We start from the raw sequence: 16,388 nt of genomic DNA, 5'->3' as shown, positions 1-16,388 counted from the left end.
AAACACGGCGGGGAAAAGCGCAAATTCTGTGTCCTGAGCACGAATTATTTCGATGAGTAAATCAGTAACAAAGGCTTTTGCACCATTGTTGTTCGTGCTGCACCACGATGGTTCGTACAAAGGCTGAAAAGCTCACGGTACCGCGGTTGATTTTCTATTGCCCCTATGAACTCGAAAGGCATCACACCGCCTCAAGGACACAGGTCCGGAAGATGTTGAACAGCGGTGAATGTTTTTGCCGGTATTTCGAGACCAGTACGATCTCCCTAAAAAACGTGAGTTTGCGTAGCTCCAGCACCCTGACATTGTCCGCGTGTTCGAGCCACAGACCCGCCTTGGGTACCAGCGAAACGCCGAGCCCGCTGCGTACCATTTTGACAATGGCATCCAGTTCATCGAGCTCCAGTGCCTGATGCACATGGATCTTTTGCTGCTTGAGAAACTGGGTGACCAGCCGCCCGCCAAACGAGCTTCGGTCATACCGCACAAAGGGTTGTTCCGCCAGAATCGCCATCGGGTCATCACCTACCACCTCCTTGGAGGTGATCAATACGAAAGCCTCGCGAGCAATGACTTCGGCATGCAGATCCTTGGGCAAGGAAAACGGCGGTTTGATCATGATGGCCAAGTCCAGCTCTCCGGCATCGACCTGGCTGAGCAGATTTAACGACACACCTGGTACAAGGTTGGTTTCGATGAACGGAGCCTGTGCTTTTAAGGCAACCAGCGCCTGTGGCAGGATCCCGGTCTGTACAGTGCCAATTGCGCCGATGCGTAGCGCGCCATGGAAGTCATTCGCGCTGTCGGCAGCGCCCATTCGCCCAAAAAGCCGCAGTATCTCTTCCGCCATCGGGATGGCACGTTGACCTGCTGAATTGAGGGTGGCCGAACGCCCGGCACGATCAAACAGTTTGACGCCCAGCGTTTCCTCAAGACTTTTGATCTGGGCGCTGACGGCCGACTGGGTCAGCCCCACCTGCTGTCCCGCTGCCGCGAAGGTGCCCCTTTGTGCAACGCAGATAAATGTCCTCAATTCTCTGATCATGTCGAACCGTGACCCGTAAGTGTCTATTTTCGCAGAGGGTAGTCACTTTTAATCTGTTTACCAATAGTGGTGCTGGCAACTGGATAAGAGTCGGTTGCGTCTACGAACCAAGAGATTCCAACGGTGTTTCGTCGATCGCAGAGCGCCGGAAACTAAGGATCGTATGCTCATGCACAGCTCCCCACTCGCGCATTGCTCTCACTAAAGGCATGAGCGTACTCCCTAACTCTGTGAGCGAATACTCGACCTTGGGCGGCACCTCGCGATAGATTTCACGATGGATAACCCGGTCTGTCTCCAGCTCCCTCAGCTGGAGCGTGAGCATCCTCTGGGCAATATCTGGCATAAGCCTTCGCAGCTCGTTGAAACGTTTCGTTCCGGACATCAGGTGGAACAGTATCAGCGCTTTCCATTTGCCCCCGATGACGTCGACTGTGAACGCAACGGGGCAGGCGAACGCCTCAATTTCATCTTGAGGACTACATTTCTTCACCTTGCACCTCATTAGTATAAAAAATGTGCCTATAGCACAAAAAAGTGCGTACTTACGCCTTTGTAGTGCTTACGTTAGCATTATTCCGTATCGACCACTACGGAATAATCCAGATGAGTTTGTTGCTTTCCCCTCACGAAATAAAAGGCCTGAAACTGAGAAATCGTGTCGTCATGTCGCCCATGTGCATGCACATGGCCGCGGACGACGGTTTTGTTACTGAGTGGCACCGAGTGCATTACGGCGCTCGCGCCTTGGGCCAGGCGGCATTGATTTTCCCCGAAACGCTGGCAGTCCACGCCGACGGCCGTATCGGGGCCGGCGACCTCGGTATTTGGAGCGATGAACATGTTGTCGGCTTGAAGGCGCTGACTGAACTGCTCCACAGCTTTGGTGCAAAAGCGGGTGCCCAAATCGGCCATGCTGGGCGCAATGCTGACCTGCCGAACCTGATTCATATCGCGCCATCGGCTATCCCGTTTACGGAAACCAGCCCAGTGCCTCGTGCACTCGCGGCTGACGAAATTCCGGGTTTGGTAAAGCTCTATGGTGACGCCGCACGACGTGCCAGTGACGCGGGCTTCGATGTGCTTGAGATTCACGCCGCACATGGCTATTTGCTGAGTGAGTTCCTTTCCCCGCTCGCCAACACTCGCGATGACGAATATGGCGGTGACGCCAATCGTCGCTATCGCTTCCTGCGCGAAGTGTTGGAGGAAGTCAAAACGCACTGGGGCGATCGCCCTCTGTTTGTTCGTATTTCCAGCTCCGATTACGCCGAAGGTGGCAACACGCCTGAGTCATTCCTTGAATACGGTCGCTGGATGAAAGAGCAGGGCGTGGATCTGATCGACTGCAGCTCCGGCGGGATCAAGATGATCAAGGTGCAGACCTATCCAGGTTACCAAGTACCGGCTGCTGAGTTGCTGCGTAAGGAACTGCACATTGCTACGGGGGCCGTGGGTGTCATCCAGAGTGGTCGTCAAGCCGAAGAAATCCTGCAGAACGGCCGAGCTGATCTGGTGTTTGTCGGGCGGCAAATGCTGCGTGATCCATTCTGGGTGCGCACTGCAGCAGATGACTTGAAAGAAATCATTGAGATTCCCGCCGCATACACACGTTACGGCTCTGTATGGCTCGATACCAAAGCGTGAATGAGTCACGCCCCAAACGGGCGGCTGGGCGTTCCGAATCTTTGATCCAATTCAATTAAGCAGGCGTAAAAACATGAGCACACCTACATACGTACACGAATACCAAGCCATCATCGGGGTGCTGAACCAGTACATCGAGGGCTGTAAGCAAGCGAAAAGCAGCATCATGAAGCCAGCTTTCAACGAGCAAGCAACCATGTTCAGCGTCGATGGCAACGGTCAGTTGGCCGGCGGCGCGATTCCAATCCTGTTCAAGGGTATTGACGAGGGTTTTCGCCCATCGCCTGACGCGCCGGCAGCTATCGTGCGCATTGAGATCGTCGGTACGGCGGCCAGTGCTCGTATCGACGCCAATGACATGTCAGGCATTTCCTTCACCGACTTTTTCCATCTGTTGAAAGTTGATGGAAAGTGGACGGTCGTCAGCAAGATCTTTCACACCCATGTCGCGCCTTGAAGCTCTGTCGTCCTTGGCATAAAAATGGAAATGTCATGAAAACCCTTACCTCTGCTCTCGCTCTTACAGTCGTTACCCTTGCGCCCGGTACTGCCTCCGCCACCGCTTACCCGGGCGTTGAGCAAAACACCGCGAAACTCTTGCAATCGCTTGAAGGTGTGCCGACGCTCGACTCCATGACGCCGGTCGATGCCCGTGCGGCGCTGGCGGGTGCCCAGGCGGCCCCCCAAGTGGCCTTGCCAGCGGCTGACGTCAGCGAGAAGACGATACGCGTCAGCGGCAGCGATCTGAAGTTGACCATCGTGCGTCCGGTCGGCAGCCAACAGAAGACCCTGCCGGCGTTCATGTATTTCCATGGCGGCGGCTGGGTGTTGGGTGACTTCCCGACTCACGAACGACTGGTGCGTGACCTGGTGGCAGGTTCGGGGGCGGTGGCGGTCTTCGTCAACTACAGCCTCTCGCCAGAGGCGACATACGGCGTCGCCACCGAGCAAGCCTATGCCGCGACTAAATGGGTGGCCGAACATGGCAAAGAGATCAACGTAGACGGCACGCGCCTCGCTGTAGCGGGCAACAGTGCGGGAGGAAACATTGCCGCCGTGGTTGCCTTGATGGCCAATGAGAAGGGTGGCCCCGCACTGCGTTCGCAAGTGTTGCTGTGCCCGGTGACAGATGCCAACTTCGACACGCCGTCGTACAAGGAGTTTGCCAACGGCTATTTCCTGACCAAGGACATGATGGAGTGGTTCTGGGACAACTACACGCGGGACGCCGAAGCACGTAAGCAGATTTACGCTTCACCGCTGCAGGCAACGACCGAGCAGTTGAAGGGCTTGCCGCCGACGCTGATCCAGACCGCCGAATTCGATGTCCTGCGCGATGAAGCTGAAGCTTACGGCCGCAAGCTCGATGCTGCGGGTGTAGCGGTTAAGACGGTTCGCTACAACGGCATGATTCACGATTTCGGCCTGTCGAATGCGTACAGCCATCTGCCGACGCCGCGCAGCGCGATTGCACAGGCATCTCAGGAACTGAAGGCCCACCTGAGTCGGTAATTTCAAAAGATAGAACCCGCAGGTCATGATGAAACTGCGGGTTTCGTTATTGAAAACACATCCTCTATCTCACTGCGAGGCTGCCTGTGCATAGCAGATTCTCCGGGCGTCTGCTGCGCATTTGCTGTTGAGCAACCCTCAATAATTGCACTCCCTATGACGAGCGACTAAATGAAAATAATGTCTATCAAGCACTTGTTTTTTGCGGCCATGATTTCAAGCCTTGGCGCGATGGCTCAAGCACAAAACGCACCGAGCAACCCACAAGTGACCAGCAGTAAAGCAGTCAGCAAACCTACCTATGTAGAAGACTATCAAGCGATCACTGAGGTGCTTAACAAGTACATTGAGGGTTGCAGGCAGGCCAAGAGCAGTATCATGAAACCCGCGTTCAACGAACATGCGACGATGTACAGCGTCGGCGCCGATGGCAAGTTGGCAGGCGGCGCAATTCCAATCTTGTTCGAAGGAATTGACAAGGATTTCCACCCTTCGCCTGATGCACAGGCGGCTATTACGCGCATTGAGATCGTCGGTAATGCTGCCAGTGCTCGCGTCGACGCCAACGACATGTCCGGCATTTCCTTCACCGACTTCTTCCATCTGCTGAAAGTCGAAGGCAAGTGGACGGTCGTCAGCAAGATTTTCCAAACGCATGAGGCGCCTTAATCAGGTTAAGGCAGTGCCTTAAGTTCGATTATCTGGCAACGCGTCCGAACGCTATAGGTCGGACGCATTGTTGACTCTCCCCCAGCGATTCCCTGTTTCTACTGCCGGCCCAGGCCGCCATCGTGCCCGCAAATCCTCCTTAGGTAGCTGTACAACGCTTGGTTAACATACAATCAGACAATTTCCTGGTCCGCACTGTGCTTTCCGGGAGCCTTGGGGCTGGCATTCACCGTTGCCATTCACGGCTGATCACCTGTGGATAGTCCTGAGCAAAGAAGATTCGTATGAGGAGAGAGTGTCGATGAGTGAATCAAGCCTCCAGGTTCCTAAGCGTGGCGCGACCCTGCGTTTGTTGGTGGAAGACAAGATTCGGGAAGCTATCTCCACCGGCGTGCTGCGCCCCGGCCAGCGTTTAGTCGAACGTGAACTGTGTGAGATGACGGGGGTAGGGCGTACCTCCATCCGTGAGGCGCTGCGTCAACTCGAGGCGGAAGGATTGATTACCTGCAACCCTCACAAAGGGCCTTCGGTGAACAAGATATCGCTGGATGAGACGCGCCAGCTCTATGCCGTACGCGGCCTGCTGGAGAGTTTCTCCGGGCAGGAGTTCGCGCTAGTGGGCACTGATGCTCAGATTCGACGGCTGGAGGAAGCGGCCGCGATGTTCGAGTTTCGTGCCCAACAGTATTGGCAATACCCAGATCGCGATCTCGAAAGCACGCGCCTTGCGCGGGATGCTCTGATCGAGGCGAAAACCCAGTTCTATGTGTGCTTGATGGAAGGTAGTAACAACGTCTTCATTGTTCAGATGCTGACGACCTTGCATAACCGCATCACGCTGCTGCGAGCGATGTCCATGACGCAACCGGGGCGGCTCCAGCACTCGGTTGAAGAGATCAAAGAGATCGTCGCAGCGATCAAAGCCAGAGACGGAGCCAGGGCCGGAGAGGCTTGTCGCAAGCATATTCAGCTTTCGGCCAATGTGGCTATCAGCTACCTGGAGAGTGTCGAGGAGGAATCGTAATTTTGTCCGATTGACAGATTGTCTGCAAATCTGGATATTCATCACGGCGTGGTCTCGCCTTTATCCTGTCGCCTGGCAGTTGATAAATGCGCACCGGCTTGCGACCTATACACCCCCCGTGGGCGGTAGGACACTGACGTGATGACGCGTTGCTGCAACAGTGACGCAGGAGAAAAATAATGACTGCATTCATCAGTTTGAATGAGCGGCTGGTTGAAGCTTACCCGGACCCTGAATTGCGCCGGCTGGCGCCTGGGCTATCGGTGGCCGTTGAGTTCAGCGTAGGCGGGCAGTCCATTGGGCTGAGTGTTGTCGACGGACGACTGTTCAAAGGCTTTACGGGGGCGCCAACAATTCGCATCGACGCTGACGAATCTGAATGGGAGCGCGTCCTGTGTTCCCCGCCGGTTGCCACTTACCATAGCTTCACAGCGCTGCAGATTGCCAACCCGACGTTTGAGGTGAGTGGCGATGCACAGCTGATTGCCCAGGCGCGGCCGTTCCTCGAGCGTTTGTTCGAGTTGGTGACCCTGACGCCCGCAGCCCCGGCGGTCGCTGTCGAGCGGTCTGTTTCCCAGATTCAAGGTCGCTATGCCGACGTCCGTGTGGCGGGGCAGCCTTACGAGATGTATTACGAAGTGGCTGGGGAGGGCATCCCCTTGTTGTTCCTGCACACTGCAGGTGCCGACGGTCGACAATACTTTGCGCAGATGGCGGACGTCCGCATGGCGCAGCAATTTCGTATGTATGCGATTGATCTGCCGTTTCATGGTAAGTCGATGCCACCACGAACCTGGGATGGGGCGCCTTATCTGCTGACCAGTGAGCGTTATCAGCAATGGTGTACGGCGTTTATCGAGCAGGTGATCGGCGGGCCGGCCATTGTGGTCGGTGGCTCTATGGGCGCGGCGATGTCGCTAGTGCTTGCGGCGGAACGCCCTGAGCAATTGATCGGCGTGGTGGCGCTGGAGCCGCCGTTCCAGTCGCGTGGCCGTCGCAACCCGTACCAGAATCATGTGCAGGTCCATGGCGGGCTACACAACGGCGCCTATGTACGAGGTTTGATGAGCCCGACCAGTCCTGTCGAGGATCGACGCCGTGCCAGCTGGATTTATTCTCAGGGTGGTCCCGGTGTCTATCCTGGTGACTTGGCGTTCTACAGCGACGAGTTCGACGGGGCCGTCACCGCGCCGCGAATTGATGCCGGACGTACCCCGGTGGCGCTGCTCTCGGGCACTTATGACTATTCGGCTACGCCGGCGGACGGTGCCAAGTTGGCCGAGTTGATACCGGGCGCGTTGCATCTGGTCATGGACGGCCTGGGGCATTTTCCGATGACTGAACACCCGGATCATTTCCGTTCTTATCTGATGCAGGGCCTGGCCCATGTTACACATCAATCAGGGCTGACCACCGCCTGAGTACGCCGATATAAAGCCGCCGGTCGCGCCTTGTTTGTGATCGGCTGCTTTAGTTTATGCGAGCACAAAAAAAGCCCGGTATTCACCGGGCAAAGGTCACAGGTATAGGGTCAATCAACCAAATGGTTGCCGATCGAGGAGCCTCCATCCACCGTCAGGATGCTGCCGGTGGCAAAGCGTGAGCGATCGGATGCGAGAAACAGGAAGGCCTCGGCGATCTCCTCCGGCTGCCCCATTCGATTCAACACGGCGCGGGCGTCGAAGGCGGCGCGCAGTGCCTGTGGGTTTTCCGACTGGGCAAAAATTTGGTCGAAGTAGGGGCTGTCGATAGTGCCCGGCGCGACCGCGTTCACACGAATGCCATCAGCCGCGTGGTCCAGCGCCATTGCACGGGTGAGCGCGGATACGCCGCCTTTGGATGCGACATAGGCGGTGCGGTTGGCAATCGCGCTGGTGGCGGTGTAGGAAGTCGTGTTGATGATGGAGCCGGATTTCTGCCTGGCCATCACAGGAACGACGTGCTTGGCGCACAGAAACATGCCTTTGAGGTTGACCGACATCAGGCGGTCCCAATCCTCTTCTTCGATGGTGACAACGTTGCCGGTCAGGCCGAAACCGGCGTTGTTGACCAGTACATCGATGCGGCCAAAATGCTCAATGACTGTCTCTACCATTGACTGTACGTCTGCATTGACGGCGACATTGCAGGCGATAGCAAAAGCGTCGATCTCATCCGCTGTAGCGCGTGCGGCCTCAATGTTTACGTCGGCAACGATTACTGATGCACCGTGTTTGGAAAATAGGGTGGCTATCGCTTTACCAATGCCGCTGGCGGCGCCCGTGACAATGCAGACCTTATTGTGTAATTCCATAGCGCTTATCTCTCTGATCAAACCACTGGGCCGGCCCATTTTTGGCGGAAGGATTCGTGCGTCAGCATCCTCGCGTACCAGGCCTTGAGGTTGGGCAGTTCCGCACGGGCGAAGTCCATGTTCAGCCAGCGGTGAGCGTGCACGGCCCAGGCAATGTCAGCGATGGTCATCGTTTGCCCGCAGATGTATTCGTGCGCGGCCAGGCGCTGTTCGATCCAGCCCCATACCCTGCCGGCTTCGCGAATTGCGGTTTCCAGCGCGCGTGTATCGCGCTTGTCTGGGGCGGTACGAATCAATTGAAAAAACACCACCGTCTGGGGCCGAGTCAGTTGCGTCTGCTGGCAGTCCAGCCACTGGTCTACGACCGCACGTAACCTCGGCTCCGCGGGGTAGAGGGGGCTGGTCGGCGCATAGGCGTTACACAGGTAACGCAATACAGCATTGCTTTCCCAGATCGTGAAGTCGCCGTCTACCAGCGTTGGCACCAAGCTGGTGGGGTTCATGCCACGGTAATCGTCTTCTTCAAGCCCGCCGAAAACGTTGCCCAGGTCGATCCTTTCGTAGTCGAGACCGAGCTCGTCCATCAGCCAGACAACTTTCATGACGTTACTGGATTTCATGTGGCCATACAGCGTGCGTGGCATGGGTGTATTCCTCGTTGAAGTAAAATCTCGATTACTTATAAAAGTCGTCAGACAATCTGTCAATCAGTCAAAATGTTTTGACAGATTGTCTGACGATCTGTAGGTTTTCATTCCAACACCCCATGGGACTCCTTGGAAGAGGCAGACATGAAAGAACAACAACAAGAACAAGAACTCGTTAACGACTTCAAGCAAGCAATGCGTCGCTTGACCTCAACCATCTCGCTGATCACCACGCGCCATCTGGGCCAGCCGTTCGGCATGGCAGCGACGGCCGTGCAATCGGTGACTGCCGATCCCGCCACGATCCTGGTGTGTGTCAATCGCTCCGCCTCGATCAGTACGGCGTTAGAGGTGAGCGGGCGCTTCGCGGTCAACATGCTTCACCTTTCCCATGTCGACCTGGTACCGATTTTCAGTGGCCAGCTCAAAGGCCATGAGCGTTTTGAGCACGGTCAATGGGTTGAGCAGCACGGCGTGCCGGTGCTGGCCGACGCGCAGGCAGCGCTGGTGTGCGAGGTGTGTGAAGTGGCGACCATTGGCTCTCATGATGTGATTTTTGGCCGAGTGCTTTGGGTCGACACCAGGCCGGATATTTCGCCACTTTTGTACGAAGACGGGCGCTTCGCCAGATCCGCCGCGATCAAGTGATATCTCCTTAGACTTGAGACCGTAGAGGTTGTTATGGGCTTTTCAACGATTGAGAAAGCACTCGAAGTCATCGCTACCGGCGGGATGGTGATCGTGGTGGATGACGAGAGCCGCGAAAACGAAGGTGATGTAGTGATGGCTGCCGAGTTCGCCACCACGCAGGCGTTGACGTTTATGGTCAGTCGATGCCGAGGAATTGTCTGTGCGCCGATGCCTGAACGCATTGCGCGGCGGTTGGAATTACCGCTGATGGTGGAGCGCAACACCGACTCCATGAAAACCGCGTTCACGGTCTCGGTGGATTTGATAGCAGGCGTCACCACCGGAGTTTCAGCGGCAGAGCGCGCGTTGACGCTTCGAGCACTTGCGGCGGCAGACACTACAGCACAGGCACTTTCAAGGCCTGGGCATATTTTCCCGCTGATAGCGCGCAGCGGTGGCGTTGAAGAGCGCGCTGGTCACACTGAGGCGGCTGTTGATCTTGCTGAGCTGGCTGGGTTGTCACCGGTTGGTGTGATCTGCGAGATCCTCAAAGACGACGGCAGCATGGCGCGTCGCGCCGACCTGGAAGTGTTCGCAAAACAGAACGGACTCATCATTATTTCGATTGCAGAGTTGATTGTGTGGAAAGCAGCGAATGCTGTTAGCGCTAAACAAGTAAGGCCCAGTTTGGTGGCATAGCACTAACCCAGTTTTTTAACCGCAACACTTTAGCGCGATGGCTGTGTAGGCAGTCATAGGGTCGCCAAGGTATTAACTCACCCCGAGGAAGATGAAATGAACAGCCAAGCAAAAATTACTTCGCCTGATGGCAACCAACTTTCCGAGCGTTTTCATGAGGGCCTCAAGACCCGCCGTGAAGTGCTGGGTGAAGCGTATGTTGATAGCTCCATTGCCAAGGCCAGCGACTTTAACTGGCCCGTACAGGAGCTGGTCACTGAGTACTGCTGGGACGCTATCTGGAATCGCCCGGGGCTGGACCGTCGCACACGTTCCTTCCTGAACCTTGGCATGATTTCAGCGTTGAACCGTCCCCACGAATTGAAGCTGCATGTTCGCGGCGCAATCAATAATGGTTTGAGCAAAGAGGAAATTCGTGAGGTGCTGCTCCAGGTAGCGATTTATTGTGGTGTCCCCGCTTCCATTGATGGCTTCCGCCTGGCGCAGGAAGTTTTTGACGACATGGGCGTGTAATCCAGGGTTCCCCCAGCATCAACAACAATAAAAAGAGGAATGTGAAATGGACATGCAGGAACGTTTTCACGAAACCGGCAACCCAATGTTCAACGATAACGCGTTGAAACTGGGTGTATTCGGAACCAACTGCTCAAACGCCTGTGCGATCACCACTGCCGAATCCACCTTTGAGCCAACCTTTGAGCACAACGTAAAGATCGCCCAGCAGCTGGAAGCGGCGGGTTGGGAATGCATGGTGCCGATCGCGCGCTGGAGGGGGTTCGGCGGTGAGACCAACTTCAACGGCACCAATATGGAGACGTTTACTTGGGCGGCCGCCATGGCCGCTGTTACGACCAAGTTGCAGTTCTTCTCCACGACCCATGTGCCGACCATTCACCCCATCGTCGCCGCCAAAATGGCCACGACCATTGATCATATCTCCAAAGGTCGTTTTGGCTTGAACCTGGTAACCGGCTGGTTTACGCCGGAGATGGAGATGTTCGGTCGCGAGATGATGGAGCATGACCAGCGTTACGAATACGCGGATGAGTGGATGGATATCGTGGCGGCGCTGTGGGCGCGCAATGGCGTGGACTACAACGGTGACTTCCACAAAACCAAAGACGCTGTCATGGAGCCCAAACCCTACAACAGGGCGGGGCGCCCAGTAATGATCTGCGCAGGGTCGTCAGGTAAAGGCTTGGATTTCACAGCCAAGCACTGTGATTTCAACTTTGGTTTCATGCAGGACATGGAAAAAGGCGCCGCTTGGGTTAAGCATGTCAAGGAGCTGGCCCGTTCCAAATTCGGGCGGGAGTTGGGGACCTTTACCTCGTGCCCGGTCATCGTTCGAGAAACGGAGAAGGAAGCCCGCGAATACTACGACTACTACGTCAAGGAAAAGGGCGACAGGGTAGCGTGCGACAACTTGGCCGATGTGCTGCAAGTCCAATCGCAGAACCATTCCGCAGAAATGTACGAGAAATTCAAGGAACGTTTCATTGCGGGTTGGGGCGGTTTTCCACTGATTGGTTCGCCTGAACAAGTGGCTCAAGGCCTGATTGACCTGAAGAAAACAGGGGTCGATGGCACGTTGTTGACCATGGTCGATTACAACGAAGAGTTGCCGTTTTTCAATGAACGGGTCATGCCGTTGCTTAAACAGGCGGGCCTGCGTAACTGAGTGTTGAGTCAACGAAGCCAGGCCCCATGCTCAATGAGGCCTGGCTTACGCTTACTTGCGTGAAAAATAATAAATCGATGTTTTCCACAAACGCCTGATGCACGACCAACAATAATAAGCGCGTTGCAGGAGTGAATAGGATGTCGACAAGATTTTCGTTGAATTTAAGCCTGTGGATCGGTATTACCGTCGGGTTGTATGTGTTGTTGTACCTGATGAGCCCGCTGGGCTTATTGGGCGCACTGCCGTGTACGTTTGTTGCGTTGCCTATCTATTTGAGTGGTGGCGCGAGAGCCGATAAATTTGCTGACGCGTGCCTCAGCGCGGTAGCGGGAGTGGTCTGGGGACTCGTGTTTATTTATCTGGATTCGCTATTTGCACATCAGGGCTTACACCGGCTGGCCGCATCAGCACTTTCGGTTGGACTCGTCACGATAGCGCTATGTGCTACTCACTTGCTGTTCACGCCGTGGGGCATGTTTTCAAATATCCCAATGATGTTTGGTGCCGTGGCGTGTACCTTCTTAGTCGGGCCGGACAAGTGGTTCTACATCATGGTTACGCTGTGTCTGGGTGTGCTGTTGGGGTTCATCAATCATTCGGGACGCAAGTTCCTCGATGATCATGGGCGGTGGACGCTATTTCGCACACGTAAAGTTGACGACTCAGTGCGTTAATTCACCGCTTACGTATGAGCCTAGTGTTTTTTTACCGCCTGCTCGGTAATCAGTTGGGCCAGTAACTTTACCGGCGGATTGAGACTGCGGCGCGCACGATGAATCAATCCGATATCTCGATGGAATGTGCGTTGTTTCAGGTCAATGGCGCGTACTTCGGCAGGCCACGCCTTACGGGTGGCCGTTTCCGGTACCAAGGCCACACCGACACCATTTGCAACCAGCTTGATGATTGCATCCAGCTCATCGAGTTCGCAGACTTCATGCAATGAAAGATGGGTTTGTCGCAAGAACCGGTCCACTTGGCGTCCGCCGAAAGATGAACGGTCATAACGGATAAAGGGCTGGCTCGACACCAACTCGGCCCAATCTTCTCCCGGCATATCGGCGGGGACGATCAGTCGGTACGGTTCACGCGCCAAGGTGGTCCAGCGCAAATCACTTTGAAGTGAGAAGGGCGGGCGAATGATCGCGGCCACGTCGATTTCGCCCGAGTCGACCTGGTTCACCAGCTCCATCGAAAGGCCTGGTACCACACGCGTCCTGCATTCTGGGGCTCGGCGATGAAATTCAGCGAGCGCGTCAGGTAAGTAAGAGCGTTGAACGGACGCAATCGCCCCGACCGTTACCAGGATGCTGGCCGGCAAACCCACCGAACTGCTGCCCAGGTTCTTGAACTGGCGCACCAGTTCCTCGCCCTGCACCAGCACTTGATTTCCCATCTGATTGAGTTGGGCTGAGCGCCCTTTGCGGTCAAACAACTCCACGCCAAGCTCCGCCTCCAGGCGTTGAATCTGGGCGCTGACCGCAGCTTGGGTCAGGCCTATCTTGCTGCCGGCTGCTGCAAAAGTGCCTTCTCTCGCCACGGCGATGAGTGTTTTAAGTTCTTTGATCATGCGCAAATAATAATTATGTTTTTCTGGAAAATACATTCATTTTTTTTGCGTTTAAATGCGCTGTCAACTCAGTGGGGGCCAGGTTCCCATCTCCACACAGGGAGGGTTGCGGTGCGTTTCAGAAGGTAACTCTCCAAATTGATTTTTGTAGTACTGGGAGAACATCCCAAAATGCCAAAACCCCCAGCGCATGGCGGCTTCAGACACCGAAGGCACTCCGCTTAAAATGTCTTTACGCGCGCCGTGCAACCGAACCTGGCGGATATATGTACATGGATTGACGCCTACCACCTGAATGAATGCGCTATGCAGTCCGCGACGGCTCATGTTCAAGTGTTCGCACAAGGCCTCTACTGAGTGGTTGGCGGTGGGGTTGCTCAAAACAAATGATCGCGCCCGGTCTACCATAGCTCGATGGACGCGATGATCTCGCGGAGAAGAGGAGGACGTAATGGACAGACTGCCCATGGCCTCAAGCGCCGCGACGGTGACGTCCTCGCAGAGTTGAAGGCGCGTTGGATCACTGTCGAGCGAATCCGGACGCGCCACTGCGGAACTCAGTGCCGTCAGCAGCAAGGATTTGTAGCGGGCGATCCCCTTTGTATCGCCCTTGAGCAAGCAGGCGCCGTTGACCAAGCGATCTGCACTCACACCGTAAAGCCCCTGGGAAAACGTGTTCAGGAATGACGCATCAATAGTCGCTGCAAGAATGTCGGATTTGGTCGTCGCACAGAAACGTGCTTCTTCACCTTGGCGCATGATGAATAACGAATCGGCCTGCATTTCTCTGTTCTGCCAGGAGCACGTCCCTTGATGCAGGGTGACCCCGATCATCACCACATCGGTGTCAGCGACCGATCGTTGATCGATAGCCTGATTGATCCATTCCCTGAACACTTGGACTCGCCCGAGAGAAGCGCGCGCGACGCCGCCTTCAAAGTTTCCGCAGGAGAGTTGGGTGTAATCCTGCGCCCAGTCAGGAAGAATTCTTGATTGAAGGAAAGGGTCATTTGATTGCTCGCACGCGACTCTAGGCGGTACGCAGGGCGGATGTGCGGTAGCTGGATTACGTTGCATCACGACAGTCTCCGAAGTCTGCCGATATTGCAGCAATGTTCGTTCCAAATAGCCGCTCGCCTTCAACTGTTCAGATGAAATCATAGGCCTTTATATGCACTGTAATGAGGCGTGCGTTTTCCTTTGGTGCGCACTTTAAAAGCAATATGGTTGGAGAGCGCACGCGCCGTTATTTGATAGCGGAAGTTTTGGTGTGCGCGCAACAATGTTTGCGCCGCAAGTTGTCGATTTCGCAGGTGGGTGTATTAGAGGTACCCCCCTTCGACGCTAATCCTTTAGTTGCTTGTTGGACAGTTGCGAACTTGCTGAAACCGCCAGGGCAGGGACGTCGAAGTTTTTCAGTGATCTTTTAATAAAAAACGATAGGGGCGAATATGCACACTCCAGAACCAGGTGTCAGTGATAAAAAACCGGGATTGTCCGGGTCGTTAGGTGTCACATCGATTGTGCTGATGGTGATTGCGACGGCCGCGCCGTTGACCGTGATGGTTGCCAATACACCGCTCATTATTTCCATGGGTAATGGCGCCGCCGCACCCTTTGACGCGATGATTGCAACGGTGATTATGTTTCTCTTCAGTGTGGGATTTATCTACATGTCGAGGTACATCACCAACGCGGGCGCATTCTATTCCTACATTCAAAAAGGCATGGGCCGATCCATAGGTTTAGGGTCTGCGACCATGGCGGTGATTTCGTATTTTATGATCCTGGTGGCGTTGGAGGCTTACATCGGCTTCGCGTTGTCACAGCTATTGCTGACCACGCTCGGAATCACCATTTCATGGTGGGTGCTGGCCTTGGCGATCACCGCGCTAGTGGGGATCCTGGGCTACCAGAAAATTGAATTGAGCAGCAAGTTCCTGGGGGTGGCGTTGGTGCTGGAAATCCTCATCGTTCTGGTGGTGGACGCTGCCATTATCGGCAGCGGCAGTATCGGCCCGGATGCGCTGGAGCCTTTTTCTGCGACGACCATCCTGTCGGGATCCCCGGGGCTTGGGATAATGTTTGCCATCTATTGCTTCACAGGCTTTGAATCCACGGTGGTTTACCGCGAAGAAGCGGTGAACCCGAACGTGACCATTCCCAAAGCCACTTATATCGCGGTGTTTGTGATTGGTGTGTTCTACGCCGTGTCCATGTGGTGTCAGGTGAATGGTGTGGGGTTATCGCAAGTGGTACAGCAAGCGACTGATCACCCGGGCGATATGTACTTGACCATGGTGGAGCGATTTACCAACAAGGCGTTTGTGGATGTGATGCAGGTCTTGCTGGTTACCAGTCTCTTTGCGTGTGTGTTGTCGCTGCATAACATCGTCGTTCGCTATCAATATGTGCTGGGACGATTTGGAGTGCTTCATTCGAAGCTGGGGAGTGTGCATCAGAAGCATGGCTCCCCCTTTGTATCCTCAGTGCTGCAAACCACGTTATCGCTGGCGGCGGTCGCTGTCTGCGCGTTGATCGGAATGGACCCGGTAACGCAGATTTACGCATGGGGCGCGACAGCCGGAACGCTGGGGTACATGGTCATCCTGTCGCTAACATGTATTTCTGTGCTGGTGTTCTTCCGCAGAAGTGACGCGCCGCATCCTATCTGGAATACCGTTATTGCACCCATTGGCGGGTTTCTCGGGTTGGTCGCTTGCTTGATCGTGGCGGTCCAGAATCTACCCGCGTTGGTTGGCGGTGAGAATGCAGCACTCGCGGCCTCCATCATGGAGATGATTGTGACGATTTCCTTTGTCGTGGGCTGTGCAGCGGCCTTGATGATGAAGGTGATGAGCCCTAGCAGATTTGCGCTGTTGAAACAGGTAGGCTGAATAGCCTAGGTAATCTCGTCGCAAGCTGCTGTTTTGATGCTGAGAAGGGCCTGGTTGCAACGCATGTGAAC

At 55.2% G+C, this 16,388-nt stretch carries 18 protein-coding genes; 12 read left to right on the top strand and 6 right to left on the bottom strand.

Features of this window, described 5'->3' with window-relative positions:
• Positions 1-181 precede the first annotated feature (181 nt).
• Together AC3WP7_RS23465 and AC3WP7_RS23460 are read right to left on the bottom strand one after the other, a co-directional pair.
• Entirely contained in the window at positions 182-1,045 is an 864-nt protein-coding gene (locus tag AC3WP7_RS23465; RefSeq protein ID WP_102592094.1) for a LysR family transcriptional regulator, read from the bottom strand.
• 100 nt (positions 1,046-1,145) lie between these two features.
• Positions 1,146-1,538, bottom strand: a complete 393-nt coding sequence (locus tag AC3WP7_RS23460) for a winged helix-turn-helix transcriptional regulator (RefSeq protein WP_102592095.1) — start codon at positions 1,536-1,538, stop codon at positions 1,146-1,148.
• A gap of 113 nt (positions 1,539-1,651) precedes the next feature.
• Between AC3WP7_RS23460 and namA the strand changes: the two genes are divergently transcribed.
• The 6 genes from namA (at position 1,652) to AC3WP7_RS23430 (ending at position 7,318) form a co-directional block, all read left to right on the top strand.
• Positions 1,652-2,692: an NADPH dehydrogenase NamA gene (namA, locus tag AC3WP7_RS23455; protein ID WP_102592096.1), complete on the top strand. Its 1,041-nt coding sequence runs from the start codon at positions 1,652-1,654 to the stop codon at positions 2,690-2,692.
• A 73-nt stretch (positions 2,693-2,765) separates the two neighbouring features.
• Entirely contained in the window at positions 2,766-3,149 is a 384-nt protein-coding gene (locus tag AC3WP7_RS23450) for a nuclear transport factor 2 family protein (protein ID WP_102592097.1), read from the top strand.
• 35 nt (positions 3,150-3,184) lie between these two features.
• Positions 3,185-4,204 (top strand): alpha/beta hydrolase, encoded by a 1,020-nt coding sequence (locus AC3WP7_RS23445; protein ID WP_102592098.1) that lies wholly within the window; start codon positions 3,185-3,187, stop codon positions 4,202-4,204.
• A 231-nt stretch (positions 4,205-4,435) separates the two neighbouring features.
• Positions 4,436-4,873 carry a nuclear transport factor 2 family protein gene (locus AC3WP7_RS23440; RefSeq protein ID WP_256579926.1) on the top strand — a complete coding sequence of 146 codons (438 nt, stop codon included), beginning with the start codon at positions 4,436-4,438 and terminating at the stop codon, positions 4,871-4,873.
• Between the two features lie 301 nt (positions 4,874-5,174).
• Positions 5,175-5,897: a GntR family transcriptional regulator gene (locus AC3WP7_RS23435; protein WP_102592100.1), complete on the top strand. Its 723-nt coding sequence runs from the start codon at positions 5,175-5,177 to the stop codon at positions 5,895-5,897.
• Between the two features lie 179 nt (positions 5,898-6,076).
• A complete protein-coding gene (locus tag AC3WP7_RS23430) occupies positions 6,077-7,318 on the top strand; it encodes an alpha/beta fold hydrolase (RefSeq protein WP_102592101.1) in 1,242 nt (413 codons plus the stop codon).
• A 110-nt stretch (positions 7,319-7,428) separates the two neighbouring features.
• On the opposite strand, the gene AC3WP7_RS23425 is transcribed toward AC3WP7_RS23430, so the two are convergent.
• Together AC3WP7_RS23425 and AC3WP7_RS23420 are read right to left on the bottom strand one after the other, a co-directional pair.
• Positions 7,429-8,190: an SDR family oxidoreductase gene (locus tag AC3WP7_RS23425; protein ID WP_102592102.1), complete on the bottom strand. Its 762-nt coding sequence runs from the start codon at positions 8,188-8,190 to the stop codon at positions 7,429-7,431.
• 17 nt (positions 8,191-8,207) lie between these two features.
• Positions 8,208-8,834, bottom strand: coding sequence for a glutathione S-transferase family protein (locus tag AC3WP7_RS23420; protein WP_102592103.1), 627 nt, complete (start codon positions 8,832-8,834; stop codon positions 8,208-8,210).
• 147 nt (positions 8,835-8,981) lie between these two features.
• Between AC3WP7_RS23420 and AC3WP7_RS23415 the strand changes: the two genes are divergently transcribed.
• The 5 genes from AC3WP7_RS23415 (at position 8,982) to AC3WP7_RS23395 (ending at position 12,524) form a co-directional block, all read left to right on the top strand.
• Positions 8,982-9,485, top strand: coding sequence for a flavin reductase family protein (locus AC3WP7_RS23415; protein ID WP_102592104.1), 504 nt, complete (start codon positions 8,982-8,984; stop codon positions 9,483-9,485).
• A gap of 33 nt (positions 9,486-9,518) precedes the next feature.
• A complete protein-coding gene (gene ribB / locus AC3WP7_RS23410; protein ID WP_102592105.1) occupies positions 9,519-10,166 on the top strand; it encodes a 3,4-dihydroxy-2-butanone-4-phosphate synthase in 648 nt (215 codons plus the stop codon).
• Positions 10,167-10,262: 96 nt separating this feature from the next.
• Positions 10,263-10,679 carry a carboxymuconolactone decarboxylase family protein gene (locus AC3WP7_RS23405; protein WP_102592106.1) on the top strand — a complete coding sequence of 139 codons (417 nt, stop codon included), beginning with the start codon at positions 10,263-10,265 and terminating at the stop codon, positions 10,677-10,679.
• 46 nt (positions 10,680-10,725) lie between these two features.
• Positions 10,726-11,847 carry an LLM class flavin-dependent oxidoreductase gene (locus tag AC3WP7_RS23400; protein ID WP_102592107.1) on the top strand — a complete coding sequence of 374 codons (1,122 nt, stop codon included), beginning with the start codon at positions 10,726-10,728 and terminating at the stop codon, positions 11,845-11,847.
• A gap of 140 nt (positions 11,848-11,987) precedes the next feature.
• Positions 11,988-12,524 carry a DUF1097 domain-containing protein gene (locus AC3WP7_RS23395; protein WP_102592108.1) on the top strand — a complete coding sequence of 179 codons (537 nt, stop codon included), beginning with the start codon at positions 11,988-11,990 and terminating at the stop codon, positions 12,522-12,524.
• A gap of 20 nt (positions 12,525-12,544) precedes the next feature.
• Here the strand turns inward: AC3WP7_RS23395 and AC3WP7_RS23390 are convergent, their stop codons facing one another.
• The gene (locus tag AC3WP7_RS23390; RefSeq protein ID WP_102592182.1) at positions 12,545-13,420 is read right to left on the bottom strand and encodes a LysR family transcriptional regulator; all 876 of its coding nucleotides are present in this window, start codon (positions 13,418-13,420) and stop codon (positions 12,545-12,547) included.
• A gap of 63 nt (positions 13,421-13,483) precedes the next feature.
• A complete protein-coding gene (locus tag AC3WP7_RS23385; RefSeq protein ID WP_256579919.1) occupies positions 13,484-14,581 on the bottom strand; it encodes a helix-turn-helix domain-containing protein in 1,098 nt (365 codons plus the stop codon).
• A gap of 290 nt (positions 14,582-14,871) precedes the next feature.
• Between AC3WP7_RS23385 and AC3WP7_RS23380 the strand changes: the two genes are divergently transcribed.
• Positions 14,872-16,317, top strand: a complete 1,446-nt coding sequence (locus AC3WP7_RS23380) for an APC family permease (protein ID WP_102592109.1) — start codon at positions 14,872-14,874, stop codon at positions 16,315-16,317.
• Positions 16,318-16,388 lie beyond the last annotated feature (71 nt).

The organism is Pseudomonas sp. FW305-3-2-15-C-LB1 (genome assembly GCF_058787615.1).
The sequence above is the reverse complement of the archived record's forward strand: the minus strand, read 5'-3'. Positions and strand labels throughout refer to the sequence as shown.

What these genes read in the sequence shown, in the direction of transcription:
- AC3WP7_RS23405 (WP_102592106.1), top strand. Translation starts at nt 10,263, where the DNA reads ATGAACAGCCAAGCAAAAATTACTTCGCCTGATGGCAACCAACTTTCC.
- AC3WP7_RS23435 (WP_102592100.1), top strand. Translation starts at nt 5,175, where the DNA reads ATGAGTGAATCAAGCCTCCAGGTTCCTAAGCGTGGCGCGACCCTGCGT.
- AC3WP7_RS23400 (WP_102592107.1), top strand. Translation starts at nt 10,726, where the DNA reads ATGGACATGCAGGAACGTTTTCACGAAACCGGCAACCCAATGTTCAAC.
- AC3WP7_RS23440 (WP_256579926.1), top strand. Translation starts at nt 4,436, where the DNA reads ATGGCTCAAGCACAAAACGCACCGAGCAACCCACAAGTGACCAGCAGT.
- namA (WP_102592096.1), top strand. Translation starts at nt 1,652, where the DNA reads ATGAGTTTGTTGCTTTCCCCTCACGAAATAAAAGGCCTGAAACTGAGA.
- AC3WP7_RS23385 (WP_256579919.1), bottom strand. Translation starts at nt 14,581, where the DNA reads ATGATTTCATCTGAACAGTTGAAGGCGAGCGGCTATTTGGAACGAACA.
- AC3WP7_RS23465 (WP_102592094.1), bottom strand. Translation starts at nt 1,045, where the DNA reads ATGATCAGAGAATTGAGGACATTTATCTGCGTTGCACAAAGGGGCACC.
- AC3WP7_RS23430 (WP_102592101.1), top strand. Translation starts at nt 6,077, where the DNA reads ATGACTGCATTCATCAGTTTGAATGAGCGGCTGGTTGAAGCTTACCCG.
- AC3WP7_RS23380 (WP_102592109.1), top strand. Translation starts at nt 14,872, where the DNA reads ATGCACACTCCAGAACCAGGTGTCAGTGATAAAAAACCGGGATTGTCC.
- AC3WP7_RS23390 (WP_102592182.1), bottom strand. Translation starts at nt 13,420, where the DNA reads ATGATCAAAGAACTTAAAACACTCATCGCCGTGGCGAGAGAAGGCACT.
- AC3WP7_RS23415 (WP_102592104.1), top strand. Translation starts at nt 8,982, where the DNA reads ATGAAAGAACAACAACAAGAACAAGAACTCGTTAACGACTTCAAGCAA.
- AC3WP7_RS23425 (WP_102592102.1), bottom strand. Translation starts at nt 8,190, where the DNA reads ATGGAATTACACAATAAGGTCTGCATTGTCACGGGCGCCGCCAGCGGC.
- ribB (WP_102592105.1), top strand. Translation starts at nt 9,519, where the DNA reads ATGGGCTTTTCAACGATTGAGAAAGCACTCGAAGTCATCGCTACCGGC.
- AC3WP7_RS23395 (WP_102592108.1), top strand. Translation starts at nt 11,988, where the DNA reads ATGTCGACAAGATTTTCGTTGAATTTAAGCCTGTGGATCGGTATTACC.
- AC3WP7_RS23445 (WP_102592098.1), top strand. Translation starts at nt 3,185, where the DNA reads ATGAAAACCCTTACCTCTGCTCTCGCTCTTACAGTCGTTACCCTTGCG.
- AC3WP7_RS23450 (WP_102592097.1), top strand. Translation starts at nt 2,766, where the DNA reads ATGAGCACACCTACATACGTACACGAATACCAAGCCATCATCGGGGTG.
- AC3WP7_RS23420 (WP_102592103.1), bottom strand. Translation starts at nt 8,834, where the DNA reads ATGCCACGCACGCTGTATGGCCACATGAAATCCAGTAACGTCATGAAA.